The following is a 13,115-nucleotide window of genomic DNA, read 5'->3' on the forward strand; positions in this document are numbered from 1 at the left end:
GTCCGGGGTATAAATCAATTTGGCACTGGCTTATCAAGCACCCTGTTGAGTTCTCAAAGAACAACCACACACCGCCCGGAAACCCCACACCGTGGAGCCCCCGACCCGGGGCATTTCGTTCGCGTCCCCGCCGCTTCCCGCGCCGGGCACTTTTACTACGTTACCCGCTGGTTTCCGCCGTGTCAAACCGCTTCGCAGCGATCCGCACCACTTCCACCCAATTCCAGGCACCACCCCACAACGGCTCACGCCGTCATCAAAAGTGGCTTCCAGCAGGCCGGCCGCCGCGGTCTCCCGCGAGCTCGCCCGGTTCCCCACCGGCGATGAACCATACCCGGTCAGCTCCGCCCCACCAAATCCGCCTCACGACAGATCCGGGGCACCGCCCGGTCCAGGCACTGAAGAGCACGACCCCTCAGCCCTGAAGCTCATTCCCGCGCCCGGCCTCCGGTGGCTTCGCCTCGGTTCGTCCGTTCCGCGCTGGCAGAGAGAAAGTTACGCCCCCGGCGGATTGATCGTCAAATCCGCCGGGGGCGTCCCGCGTCACACGGGAAGACGTACGACTAGCCGCGCAGCTCGACCCCGGCGAAGGACCGCTTGCCGCGGCGCAGCACCAGGTACCGGCCGTGCAGCAGGGCCTCGGGGCTGACCGTGGCGTCGGTCTCCGTGACCCGGGTGTTGTTGACGTAGGCGCCGCCCTCCGCGATCACCCGGCGCGCCTCCTTGAGGCTCGGCACCAACCCGGAGTCGCGCAGCAGCCCGGCGACGTCGGGCAGCTCGTCGACGTGGACGAGGCCGGCCTCGGTCAGCGCCGCCCGCAGCGTCGCCGGCGCGAGCTCGTCCAGCGAGCCACGGCCGAAGAGCGCCTGGCTCGCGGCGACCACCTGCGCCATCTCCCGCTCGCCGTGCACCAGGGTGGTCAGCTCCTCGGCGAGCGCCCGCTGCGCCGCCCGGGCCGCCGGCCGCTCGGCGGTCTCCTTCTCCAGCGCCTCCAGCTCCTCACGGGAACGGAAGCTGAAGTACCGCAGGTAGCGACCCACGTCCCGGTCGTCGACGTTGACCCAGAACTGGTAGAACGCGTACGGGCTGGTCATCTCCGGGTCGAGCCAGATCGCGCCGCCCTCGGTCTTGCCGAACTTCGTACCGTCGGACTTCGTCACCAGCGGCGTGGTGAACGCCTGCACCGGGCCGGCGCCGCGCCGGCGGATGTAGTCGACGCCGGCGGTGATGTTGCCCCACTGGTCCGAGCCGCCGAACTGGAGCTGGCAGCCGTGCCGGCGGTGCAGCTCGAAGTAGTCGTGCGCCTGGAGCAGCTGGTAGCTGAACTCGGTGAAGCTGATGCCGCTCTCCAGCCGCGCCCTGACCACCTCCCGGGCCAGCATCTTGTTGACCGGGAAGTGCTTGCCGACGTCGCGGAGGAACTCGACCACCGACATCTCGCCGGTCCAGTCCAGGTTGTTGACCAGTTGCGCCGCGTTCTCCCCCTCGTAGGAGACGAAGGGGGCGAGCTGGTCGCGGATCCGGGCCACCCAGCCGGCGACCACCTCGGGCGGGTTGAGGGTCCGCTCGGCGCTCTCCTTCGGGTCGCCGATCTGCCCGGTGGCGCCGCCGACGAGCAGCAGCGGCCGGTGCCCGGCGAGCTGGAGCCGACGTGCCGTGGCGACCTGCATGAGGTGGCCGACGTGCAGGCTCGGCGCGGTCGGATCGAAGCCCACATAGTAGGCGGCGGACCCGCCGTCGAGCAGCGTGCGCAGCTCGTCGAGGCCGGTGGAGTCCTGGATCAGGCCCCGCCACCGCAGGTCGTCGGTCAGGGAGTCCCGCCCGGGCGGCGGGAAGCTGCTGTCGGTCACGGTCACCGATTCTCCCCCATGACCGGGGACGGAACGTACCGGGTTTACCGGGCGGTCGGCGGCGTACGCTGGCGGCGCCGTGATCGAGGAGGGGAACGCTGTGGAGATGCCGGATCTGACGGGCGGCTTCGTCGCCCTGCTCGGCCTCAAGCTCGACGAGGTCGACCGGGACCGGGTGGTGATCCGCTGGCAGGTCCGCCCCGAGCTGCACCAGCCGTTCGGCATCCAGCACGGCGGCGTGTACTGCTCGGTGGTCGAGACGGCCGCCAGCATCGGCGGGTCGCTGTGGCTGGGCGAGCGGGGACGCGTGGTGGGCGTGTCGAACCAGACCGACTTCCTCCGCGCGGTGCGCGACGGCGAGCTGACCGCCGTGGGCACCCCCGTGCACCGGGGCCGCAGCCAGCAGCTCTGGCTGGTGGAGATCACCGACGCCGACGCCCGGCTGGTGGCCCGCGGCCAGGTCCGGCTGCAGAACCTCTATCCGGCCTGACCGGTCAGCTCCGGGCCTCGTCCAGCACGGCCCCGGCGTCGTCGGGCGCCGGCTCGGCCTGGCGCCGCAGTCGGACCCCGGTGATGGCGCGGTGGTCGATGTGGGCCACCTCCAGCGTCCAGCCGTCCACCACGACGCTCTCCCCCGCCACCGTGGGGATGTGGCCGAGGCAGGTGAGCACCAGGCCCGCGATGGTGGTGTAGTCGCCGCCGGGGCGGCCGGGCAGCTCGACGCCGAGGTCGGCGAGGTCGTGCACGGGGAAGGTGCCGGGCAGCCACATCGCGCCGTCCGGCTCCGTGCGCACGGAGTGCACGTCCCGGTCGGTCTCGTCGTAGATCTCCCCGACGATCTCCTCGAGGATGTCCTCCAGGGTGACGATCCCGTCAACGGCGCCTCCCTCGTCGACCACCAGGGCGATGTGCTGGCGCTCGGCCTTGAACTGCCGCAGCGCGTCCACCACCGGCAGGGAGTCCGGCAGCAGCATCGGCGGGCGGGCGCACTCGTCGACCGGCCGGTCCTCGGGAACGCCGACGAGGTCACGCAGGTGGATCACGCCGACGGCGTCGTCGAGCCCGCCGTGCCGCACCACCGGCGCCCGGGAGTGGCCGGTGGCGGCCAGCAGCAGCCGCGCCGCCTCCGCCGTGGTGCCGCTATCGAGCGTGAAGACCTGCAACCGGGGTACGAGCACCGCCCGTAGCTTGCGGTCGGCGATCTCCACGGCGCCGGCGATGATGGTCCGCTGTTCCTTGGTGAAGCCGTGGTTGCCCGAGACGATGTCGCGCAGCTCGTCCGGGCCGATCTCGTCGGGCTCGTGCTTCGGGTTGAGCCCGACGAGGCGTACCACCAGGTCGCTGGTGGCGCCGAGGGCCCAGACCGCCGGCCGGGTCACGGAGGCCAGCAGGTCGAGCGGGCGGGCCACCAGCAGCGCCCACCGCTCCGCCGCCTGCATGGCGATCCGCTTCGGGGCCAGTTCGCCGAAGACCAGGGTGACGAAGGTCAACGCGAGGGTGACCACCACGATCGCGACGGTCTCGGCGGCGCCGCCGAGCGCGCTGAGCAGCGGCACGAGGGGCTTGGCCAGCGACACCGCCGCCGCGGCCGACGCCAGGAAGCCGGCGAGGGTGATCCCGATCTGGATGGTGGCCAGGAAGCGGTTCGGGTCCTTGGCGAGGCGGGCCAGCACGCGGCCGGCGCGGCTGGTGCGTTCCAGCCGCTGGATCTGGCTGTCGCGCAGCGAGACCAGCGCCATCTCGCTGCCGGCGAAGACCGCGTTGAGGACGACCAGGACACCGACCAGGGCCAGTTGGGTCCAGATGCTCTGCACGCCCGGCTCTCCTCACGCGGGACCGGTGCCCGCCGGCACGACGGGCACCGCCGGCCGAAGGTCACGGCCGGCGTAGGCCAGTCTGTGCCCACCGGGCCGGCCGGCGAATCCTCCTGCGGCCGGGGATGTGATCAGGTACGCCCGGCCACCGGCGGGGCGGGCAGGTCGAGGACGTACGAGCGGCCCTCGGGGCGGAAGCCGAGCCGGTGGTAGTACGGGGCGACCATGCCGGGCGGGGTGACGACCCGGCGGAAGCCCCGGTCGGTGAAGAGGCTGCTGCGCCGGTAGACGAACTCGCCCGGGGTGAAGTCCCGGAACCGCCGGGTGACGTAGTCGAGGTCGACCTGCGCCACGCCGTCCGCCGCGGCGTGCGACAGCACCACGCCGACCACCTCGTCGGCCCGGACGACCAGGAACGCCGAGCGTTCGGCGGTGGTGCCGGGGGGCCAGCGGAAGCCGGGGTTGAACCGGGCGATGTCGGCGGCGTGCACGTTCAGCGTGTGGGCCAGGAACTGGTCGTCGACCCCGACCTCGACCACCTGGTAGGTGGCCTCGTCGTGGCGGGTGGCGAGCATGCTCCGCAGGTACCAGACGTTGATCACGGCGAGCACGACGTTCAGCCCGACCATGGGCCAGACCTGCACGGCGGCGTTGTAGCCGATCAGGATCAGGCAGCCGACCAGGTTCAGGGCGCGCAGCCGGAGGATGCGCGTCTGCAGCAGCGACCAGACCAGCAGCGCCGAGCCGGTCCAGCCCATCAGTTCCAGCCAGTTCACCCCGCGAGAGTAGTGGGCGCGCGGAGGCGGTGACCGGGCGGGCGGCGGCGGGGTCAGTCGCCGGCGAGCTCCAGCACCCACTCCTCCACCTCGGCGCCCCGGCCGTTGGCGTACCCCCGGTCCTCGCCGACGACGACGAAGCCGCACTTGCGCAGCACGGCGAGCGAGGCCCGGTTGTCCTTGGCGGCGCGGGCGTGCACGGGCCGCTGGGGCAGCTCGCGCAGCAGGGCGGTGAGCGCCGCCGTGGCGTGGCCCCGGCCCCAACGTCGCGGGTCGATCCAGTAGCTGACCTCGGTCCGCTCGCCGACGGGGAAGGCGACCACGTGGCCGATGACCTCGCCGTCGACCACCGCCGTGCGGGAGACGATCCGCTCGTCGGCGCGCACCCGGCGCCAGTGGGCGTCGAACCGCTCCCGGTCGGCCGGGTCCTCCGGCCCGAAGGCGGCCATCCAGTTGGCCTCCGCGTCCTGCTCGTGGGCGAAGAAGGAGGGCAGGTCGTCGTCGCGGACGGGACGTAGGCGCAGCTCGGCGGTCACGGACCCGAGGATAGGGCCGGGGGGTGACACGTCCGGGACCTCAGGCCCGGTCGACGGCCCCTGCGGCCCTGTCCCGGGCGGCAGCCGCGTTGCTACCAACGAGGAGGGACGACGTTCCCGGCGCAGGCGAAGAGGGCCGGCACCCCGGGGCGGCACCGTCCCGACGCCACGGGCGCCCCGTCCGTGGTGGGCCCGTGTCCTGCGCGCCCGCCGGTTGGTGATCGAACGCTGAGCCCACGGATGGCCTGCCGACAGGGGTCGGAGGTCCCGGGCCGGGACGGTCCTGAGCCTCTGCCCGGGCCCGGCCCCGGCCGCCACGATGGTGGGTGAAAGAGAGCTGCGAGCTGGGAGGCCCCCGATGCGAGCCACGGTCGTCACCGCGTTCGATCGTCCGCTGGAGATCTTCGACGTGCCGGTGCCGGAGCCCGGCCCCGGGCAGGTGCTGGTCCGCATCGAGGCCAGCGGGCTGTGCCACACCGACATCCACGCCGCCCGCGGCGACTGGCCGGTCAAGCCGAACCCGCCCTTCGTCCCGGGCCACGAGGGGGTCGGCATCGTCGAACGGGTCGGCCCCGACGTCACCGAGCACGCCGTCGGCGACCGGGTCGCGCTGCCCTGGCTCGGCTGGGCCTGCGGCACCTGCGAGTACTGCGTCAGCGGCTGGGAGACACTGTGCGAGTCGCAGCGCAACACCGGCTACGCGATCGACGGCGCGCACGCCGAGTACGCCCTCGCGTCGGCCCGCTACGCGGTCCGGGTGCCGGCCGGCGTCGACCCGGTGGAGGCGGCCCCGCTGACCTGCGCGGGCGTGACCACGTACAAGGCGGTCAAGGTGGCCGGGGTGCGGCCGGGTGAGCGGGTCGCCGTGTTCGGCATCGGCGGCCTCGGCCACCTCGCCCAGCAGTACGCCCAGCTGCACGGCGCCGAGACCGTGGCCGTGGACGTCACCGAGGAGAAGCTGGCCCTGGCCGTCGCCCTCGGCGCGACGCATACCGTCGACGCGTCCCGGGTCGACCCGGTCGAGGCGATCACCGCCCTCGGTGGCGTCGACGTGGCGGTCGTGCTGGCAGCCAGCCCGACGGTGATCGGGCAGGCGCACGCCTGCCTGCGTCGGGGCGGCCGGCTGGTGCTGGTCTCGCTGCCGAAGGACAACACGATGAGCCTGCCGGTCTTCGAGACCGTCCTCAAGGGGATCACCGTGATCGGCTCGATCGTCGGCACCCGCGCCGACCTGGCGGAGGTGTTCCGCCTGCACTCGGCCGGCCGTACCCGGGTCGTGCACGAGGTGCGCAAGCTCGACGAGATCAACGAGGCGATCGAGGACGTGCTCGCCGGGCGGGTCGCCGCCCGCCTGGTGCTCCAGCCCTGACCCCGGTGCCCGGCCGCCGTCGCCGCGGCGGCCGGGCACCACCCACCGGCCCTCGGAAGGGACCGAACATGGCCGCGAACCAGCACCTGGACCCGTGGCGGGGCTTCGCCGCCGGCACCTGGCGGGAGTCCGTCGACGTGGCGGACTTCATCCGGTGCCACCACGAGCCGTACACCCGGGACGGGTCGTTCCTCGCCGGACCGACCGACCGGACCCTGGCGGTGTGGGGGGCGTTGCAGGAGCTCTTCGTCGCCGAGCGCCGCCGGGGCGTGCTCGACGTGGACGCCGCCACCCCGTCGACGATCACGTCGCACGGCCCCGGGTACATCGACCGGGAGAAGGAGCTGATCGTCGGCCTGCAGACCGACGCGCCGCTGCGGCGGGCGATCATGCCCGCCGGCGGGCTCCGGATGGTCGAGGCCGCCCTCGAGGCGTACGGCTTCGCGCCGGACCCGGTCGTGCACCGGATCTTCACCACCTACCGCAAGACCCACAACGACGCGGTCTTCGACGCCTACCCGGCCGACGTGCTGGCGGCCCGCCGCTCGCACGTCATCACCGGACTGCCGGACGCGTACGGCAGGGGGCGCATCATCGGCGACTACCGACGGGTGGCGCTGTACGGCGTGGACCGGCTCGTCGCCGAACGCCGGGCGCTGAAGGCGGCGCTGGACGCCCGGCCGTCGACCGACGAGGTGATCCGGGAGCGGGAGGAGCTGGCCGAGCAGGCCCGCGCCCTCGGCGAGCTGAAGGAGATGGCCGCCGGCTACGGCATCGACGTCTCCGCGCCCGCCGCCACCGCCCGGCAGGCCGTGCAGTGGTTGTACCTGGCGTACCTCGCCGCCACGAAGGAGCAGAACGGGGCCGCGATGTCGCTGGGGCGCACCGCGACCTTCCTCGACGTCTACCTGCGGCGGGACCTGGACGAGGGCCGGCTGACGGAGACGACCGCCCAGGAGCTGATCGACGACTTCGTCATCAAGCTGCGGATCGTCCGGTTCCTGCGCACCCCCGAATACGACCAGCTCTTCTCCGGGGACCCGACCTGGGTGACCGAGTCGCTGGGCGGAATGGGCGCCGACGGCCGGCCACTGGTGACCCGGACCAGCTTCCGCTACCTGCAGACCCTGTACAACCTGGGCCCCGCGCCGGAGCCGAACCTGACCGTGCTCTGGTCGCCGCGGCTGCCGGAGGGGTTCAAGCGGTTCTGCGCGCAGGTGTCGTTGGACACCAGCGCCATCCAGTACGAGAACGACGACCTCATCCGCCCGGCGTACGACGACGACACCGCGATCGCCTGCTGCGTGTCGGCGATGCGGGTGGGCCGGGACATGCAGTTCTTCGGCGCCCGCGCCAACCTCGCCAAGGCGCTGCTCTACGCGATCAACGGCGGTCGCGACGAGCTGACCGGCGAGCAGGTGGCGCCGGCCGCGCCGCCGGTCGGCGGGGAGGTCCTGGACCACGCCGAGGTGCTGGCCGCGTACGACCGGACGCTGGACTGGCTGGCCGAGACGTACGTGGACGCGCTCAACGTCATCCACCACATGCACGACCGGTACGCGTACGAGCGGCTGGAGATGGCCCTGCACGACCACCCGGTGCGCCGGTTCATGGCCACCGGCATCGCCGGCCTGTCGGTCGCGGTGGACAGCCTCGCGGCGATCCGGTACGGCCGGGTGAAGGTGCTGCGCGACGCCACCGGCCTGGCCGTCGACTACGTCGTCGAGGGCGAGCCTCCCGCGTTCGGCAACAACGACGACCGGGCCGACGAGATCGCGGTGTGGCTCGTGGAGACGTTCGCGGAGAAGCTGCGCCGGCAGCGCACCTACCGCGACGCCGAGCTGACGCTGTCGGTGCTGACCATCACCTCCAACGTGGTGTACGGCCGGCACACCGGCAGCACCCCCGACGGGCGGCGGGCCGGCGAGCCGTTCGCCCCCGGCGCGAACCCGATGAACGGGCGGGACACGCACGGCCTCGTCGCGGCCGCGCTGTCGGTGGCGAAGCTGCCGTACGACGCCGCCCGCGACGGCATCTCGCTGACCGGCACGGTCACCCCGGACGGGCTGGGCCACACCCGCGAGGAGCGGATCACGAACCTGGCCGGGGTGCTCGACGGGTACGCCGACGCGGGCGGGTTCCACCTCAACGTCAACGTGCTCGACCGGGCGACGCTGCTGGACGCGATGGCCCACCCGGAGCGGTACCCGCAGCTGACCGTGCGGGTGTCCGGGTACGCGGTCAACTTCGTCCGGCTCACCCCGGAGCAGCAGCGCGACGTGGTGTCCCGCACCTTCCACGGCGCGCTGTGAGCACCGTCGAACGGGAGCTGACCGGGGCCGTGCACTCCTTCGACCTGTCGATCGGGGTGGACGGCCCCGGCACCCGGTTCGTGGCCTTCCTCGCCGGGTGCCCCCTGCGCTGCCGCTACTGCCACAGCCCGGACACCTGGTACCGGCGCAGCGGTCGGCGGCGGACGGTGGCCGAGCTCGTCGCGGAGATCGAGCGGTACCGGCGGTTCATCACGGTCGCCGGCGGCGGGGTGACGATCAGCGGCGGTGAGCCGTTGCAGCAGTCCCGGTTCACCGGAGAGGTGTTGCGCCGCTGCCACGAGCTGGGCCTGCACACCGCCTTGGACACGTCCGGCTTCCTCGGCGACCGCGCCGACGACGCCCTGCTCGACGCCACCGACCTGGTGCTGCTGGACGTCAAGTCGTGGGATCCGGCGACGTACCGGGCCGTCACCGGGACGGGCGAGGTCGCGCCGACGCTGCGCTTCGGCCGCCGCCTGGCGGACAGGGGCGTTCCGGTCTGGATCCGGTTCGTCCTGGTGCCGGGGCTCACCGACGCCGTGTCCAACGTCGCCGGGGTGGCGGACTTCGCCGCCTCGCTCGCCACGGTCGAGCGGGTGGAGGTGCTGCCGTTCCACCGGCTGGGCGCGCACAAGTACACCGAGCTGGGACTGCGGTTCCCCCTCGCCGACACCGAGCCGCCCACGCCGGAGCTGGTGGAGCGGGTCCGTGGGCAGTTCGCGGCGCGCGGCCTGACGGTCTGCTGAGGCGGGGGCCGCGCGGCCCGACGGTCCCCTGAGTCGCGCGCCGCTTCGCCGCCCCCGCGGGCGGTGGTGCGCGGACAATGACGGGATGGGACGAGAGGTACGCAAGGCGCGGGTCACCGGGGCGGGCGTCACCGGCGCGGTGGCGACGGGCGCGCGGGCGGCGGGGGCGGCGTCGCTGGGTGCGCTGGCCGTGGGGGCGCTGGCCTGCGGCGCCGCCGCCGTCGGGGCGCTGGCGATCGGGCGGCTGGCGATCCGCCGGGCGGTCGTCCGGGAGCTGCGCATCGGCAGGCTGGAGGTCGATGAGCTGGTGGTGCGCGGCCGGCCGGATCAGCCGGCGGGCGGGGCGCCCACCGGGTAGCCGTAGAGGTCGAGCAGCCGGCCCCGGGCGGCGTGCAGCCGGTCCACCACCACGCTCATGAAGCGGGTGGTCAGCTGCCGGCCGAGCGCGTCGTCGGACTCCATCAGCCGGCGCACCCCCTCGGCGGTGAACTCCACCGCCGTGCTGCGCTGCGCGGCCACCGCCCCGAACTGCCAGCGGTACGGCGGGAACAGCCACGACCAGCCCAGCACCCCGCCCGGGCCGATGGTCTCGATCTCCACGTCGCCCCGCCCGGGCACCGCGAAGTCGAGCGCCACCCGACCGGAGCGGACCAGCCAGAAGCGCTCGGCCGGCCGGTCGGCCCGGAACAGCCGGTGCCCGGGGTGCCAGACCACCGGCCGGGCGTGGCCGGCGAGCCGGGGCAGCCACGGCTCGGGCAGCCCGGCGAGGAACGGGTGCGCGCGCAACACGTCCAGGGTGGTCATGCGGTGCCCCTTTCGTCGGGCGGGGCCGGCGGTGGCCGGGTGCCTGCGACGGGTCGTCCGGCTTCCATTGCAGCGCGCGGCGGGCGTGGGCGGCAGGGCCGTTGGTCCCGGATCGCGCGGGCGGAACTGCCCTGGCGGGCGCCGCCCGGCGGGGCGAGGGTGGGATCGGGACGGTGCGCCGCGGCGGCGCCACGGCAGGGCGGAGGGTGATGTGGGACGGTCCGGAGCACGGCGGCCACGGGGGCGTACCGGTGTCCGCTGACCTGTCGACCCGGCCGGCCGGGCTCGCTTCGGCGGAGGCCGCCGCCCGGCTGCGCGCGGACGGGCCGAACGCGGCGGTCGCGCCGGCCCGCCGCCACCTGGGCGGGCGCGTCCTGCACCAGCTCACCGATCCACTGGTGGCGTTGCTGCTCGCCGCCGCCGTGGTCACCGCCGTGCTGCGCGACTACCCGGACACCGCGGTGATCGTGCTGGTGGTGCTGGTGAACACCGCCATCGGCGTGGTGCAGGAGGTCCGCGCCGACCGGGCGATCGCCGCGTTGGACCAGCTCGCCGCGCCCACGGCCCGGGTGGTGCGGGACGGCCGGGACGTCGTCCTGCCCGCCGCCGACCTCGTCCGGGGCGACCTGGTGCGGGTCGAGGCCGGCGACGTCGTCCCCGCCGACCTGCTGCTCGCCGAGGCGGCCCGGCTGAGCGTCGACGAGTCGGCGCTGACCGGCGAGTCGGTGCCGGTCACCCGGGCCGTGGGCGAGGAGGCCAGCGCGGGGACGGTGGTCACCACCGGGCGGGCCAGCGGCACGGTGGTCCGCACGGGCGCCGCCAGCGCGCTCGGCCGGATCACCGCCCTGGTGGCGTCCACCCGGCCCGCCGCCACCCCGTTGCAGCGCCGCCTCGCCGGGCTCGGCCGGATGCTCGGCTTCGCCGCGGTGGTGCTCTCGGGGCTGGTCTTCGTCATCGGCGTCGTCGGCGGGCGGCCGGTGGTCGACATGGCGGTCACCGCGGTGAGCCTGGTGGTGGCGGCCGTGCCCGAGTCGCTGCCGGCGGTCGTCACCCTCGCCCTCGCCCTCGGCGCCCGCCGGATGGCCGGGGCGCGGGCCATCCCCCGCCGGCTGCACGCGGTCGAGACGCTCGGCTCCGTCACCGTCATCGCCTCGGACAAGACCGGCACGCTCACCGAGGGTCGGATGGCGGTACAGCACGCCGTCACCGGCGACGGCTCCCGCTACGGCGTCACCGGCAGCGGCTACGCGCCGCACGGCGCGGTGCACCAGCGGGGCGAGCCGGTGGCCGTACCGGACGACCTGCGCAGCCTGGCGCGCGCCGGGCTGCTCTGCAACGACGCGACCCTGACCCCGCCCACCGACGAGCGGCCGGAGTGGGCCGCCGTCGGCGACCCGCTGGAGGCGGCGCTGGTCGCCTTCGCCGCCCGGTGCGGGCTCGACCCGGAGCTCACCCGCGCGGCGTGGCCGCGGGTCGCGGAGCACCCCTTCGACCAGGAGCTGCGCCGGATGACCACCGTGCACCGCTCCTGCGACCGGCGGTACCTGGTGGTGTGCAAGGGCGCGCCGGAGAACGTGCTGGCCGCGCCGCTGGTCGACGCCTCCGCCGAGGAGCTCCTCGAGCTGACCGCCGCCGCGCACCGGCTGGCCGCCGAAGGGCTGCGGGTGCTGGCGGTCGCGTCCGCCGTGGTGGACGCCCCGCCGGCCGACCCCGCCCGGCCGGTCGGGCTGCGACCCGTGGGGCTGGTCGCCGTCGGCGACCCGCTGCGCCCGGGCGCGGCCGACATCGCGGGCAGCTTCGACGACGCCGGGGTGCGGCTGCTGCTGATCACCGGCGACCATCCCGCGACCGCCGCGGCGATCGGCGGCCAGCTGGGGCTCTGGCGCGAGGGCGACCCGGTGGTACGCGGGGACGACGGCGACCCGGCGCGGGCGCACCCGCGGGCGCGGGTGTTCGCGCGGACCCAGCCGGAACAGAAGCTCGACATCATCGCCGGCCTCCAGGCGCGGGGGCACGTGGTGGCGATGACCGGCGACGGGGTGAACGACGCCCCGGCATTGCGCCGGGCCGACATCGGGGTGGCGATGGGCGGCGGCACGGAGGTCGCCCGGCAGGCCGCCGACCTGGTGCTCGTCGACGACGACCTGTCCACGGTGGCCGCGGCGATCGGCGAGGGCCGCCGCATCTACGACAACATCCGACGGTTCCTGCGCTACGCGCTCTCCGGCGGGGTCGCCGAGATCGCGGTGATGCTGCTCGGCCCGCTGTTCGGGCTGGCCGTACCGCTGCTGCCGGCGCAGATCCTCTGGGTGAACCTGCTCACCCACGGCGTGCCGGGGGTGGCGCTGGGCGCGGAGCCGGCGGAGCCGGGCACGCTGCGCCGGTCGCCGCGCTCGCCGTCGGAGTCGGTGCTCGGGGCCGGCCTGGGCCGGGACGTGCTGGTCACCGGCGCACTGATCGCCGCCGTGGTGCTCGGCGCCGGCGTGCTCGCCGCACGCTGGGACCGGCCCTGGCAGTCGGTGGTCTTCGTGGTGCTCGGCCTGGCCCAGCTCGGGGTGGCGCTCGCGGTCCGCGCGCCGCGACCGCGCGGCGCCGGGCGCGGCAACCGCGCGCTGCCGGTCGCGGTGGCGGTCTCCGCGCTGCTCCAGGTCGCCGGGGTGCTGCTGCCCCCGCTGCGCGAGCTGCTCGGCACCGAGCCGCTCGGCGCGGCGGAGCTGCTGGCCTGCGCCACCGTCAGCGTGCTGCCCGGGCTGGTGCTGCGGCTGGCCCGCCGGCCGGCCGGCCCCGCCACCCCGGCGGACGCCACCTCCGGGGACGCCACCCTGGGAGACGCCGCGCCCCCGGACGCGGCCCCGCCGGACGGCGCCGCAGCGGACGCCGCCCCGCCGGGCGTGGGCGCTGCGGCCGG

The 13,115-nt window shown here is 74.6% G+C and carries 11 protein-coding genes; 6 read left to right on the forward strand and 5 right to left on the reverse strand.

Translation table 11 applies throughout. The features are described 5' to 3' along the window. Window positions 1-563: 563 nt before the first annotated feature. Entirely contained in the window at window positions 564-1,850 is a 1,287-nt protein-coding gene (gene tyrS, locus AB0G08_RS29165; protein ID WP_358093896.1) for a tyrosine--tRNA ligase, read from the reverse strand. Window positions 1,851-1,932: 82 nt separating this feature from the next. On the opposite strand from tyrS, the gene AB0G08_RS29170 reads away from it, so the two are divergent. Then, window positions 1,933-2,340 carry a PaaI family thioesterase gene (locus AB0G08_RS29170; RefSeq protein WP_358093899.1) on the forward strand — a complete coding sequence of 136 codons (408 nt, stop codon included), beginning with the start codon at window positions 1,933-1,935 and terminating at the stop codon, window positions 2,338-2,340. Window positions 2,341-2,344: 4 nt separating this feature from the next. Here the strand turns inward: AB0G08_RS29170 and AB0G08_RS29175 are convergent, their stop codons facing one another. From AB0G08_RS29175 to AB0G08_RS29185, 3 genes are all read right to left on the reverse strand, one after another. Next, window positions 2,345-3,664, reverse strand: coding sequence for a hemolysin family protein (locus tag AB0G08_RS29175; protein WP_358093875.1), 1,320 nt, complete (start codon window positions 3,662-3,664; stop codon window positions 2,345-2,347). A 131-nt stretch (window positions 3,665-3,795) separates the two neighbouring features. Further along, a complete protein-coding gene (locus tag AB0G08_RS29180) occupies window positions 3,796-4,440 on the reverse strand; it encodes a hypothetical protein (protein ID WP_358093878.1) in 645 nt (214 codons plus the stop codon). Between the two features lie 53 nt (window positions 4,441-4,493). Then, window positions 4,494-4,976 carry a GNAT family N-acetyltransferase gene (locus AB0G08_RS29185; protein ID WP_358093880.1) on the reverse strand — a complete coding sequence of 161 codons (483 nt, stop codon included), beginning with the start codon at window positions 4,974-4,976 and terminating at the stop codon, window positions 4,494-4,496. Window positions 4,977-5,334: 358 nt separating this feature from the next. Between AB0G08_RS29185 and AB0G08_RS29190 the strand changes: the two genes are divergently transcribed. The 4 genes from AB0G08_RS29190 (at window position 5,335) to AB0G08_RS29205 (ending at window position 9,761) form a co-directional block, all read left to right on the forward strand. Beyond that, entirely contained in the window at window positions 5,335-6,345 is a 1,011-nt protein-coding gene (locus AB0G08_RS29190; RefSeq protein ID WP_358093883.1) for a zinc-dependent alcohol dehydrogenase, read from the forward strand. 68 nt (window positions 6,346-6,413) lie between these two features. Continuing rightward, a complete protein-coding gene (gene pflB / locus AB0G08_RS29195; protein WP_358093886.1) occupies window positions 6,414-8,657 on the forward strand; it encodes a formate C-acetyltransferase in 2,244 nt (747 codons plus the stop codon). After that, a complete protein-coding gene (gene pflA, locus AB0G08_RS29200) occupies window positions 8,654-9,403 on the forward strand; it encodes a pyruvate formate-lyase-activating protein (protein WP_358093889.1) in 750 nt (249 codons plus the stop codon). Before pflB ends, pflA begins: the two co-directional genes overlap by 4 nt. Window positions 9,404-9,488: 85 nt before the next feature. Further along, window positions 9,489-9,761, forward strand: a complete 273-nt coding sequence (locus AB0G08_RS29205) for a hypothetical protein (protein ID WP_358093892.1) — start codon at window positions 9,489-9,491, stop codon at window positions 9,759-9,761. Here the strand turns inward: AB0G08_RS29205 and AB0G08_RS29210 are convergent. Further along, on the reverse strand, window positions 9,731-10,207 hold the full coding sequence (locus AB0G08_RS29210) for a cyclic nucleotide-binding domain-containing protein (RefSeq protein WP_357883353.1): 477 nt from the start codon (window positions 10,205-10,207) through the stop codon (window positions 9,731-9,733). The genes AB0G08_RS29205 and AB0G08_RS29210 overlap by 31 nt on opposite strands. A 251-nt stretch (window positions 10,208-10,458) precedes the next feature. On the opposite strand from AB0G08_RS29210, the gene AB0G08_RS29215 reads away from it, so the two are divergent. Then, window positions 10,459-13,115 (forward strand): cation-transporting P-type ATPase (locus AB0G08_RS29215; protein WP_358093894.1); only part of this gene is annotated, 2,657 nt, incomplete at its 3' end.

It is taken from the genome of Micromonospora sp. NPDC023644 (assembly GCF_040640115.1).
Taxonomy (GTDB): Bacteria; Actinomycetota; Actinomycetes; order Mycobacteriales; family Micromonosporaceae; genus Micromonospora.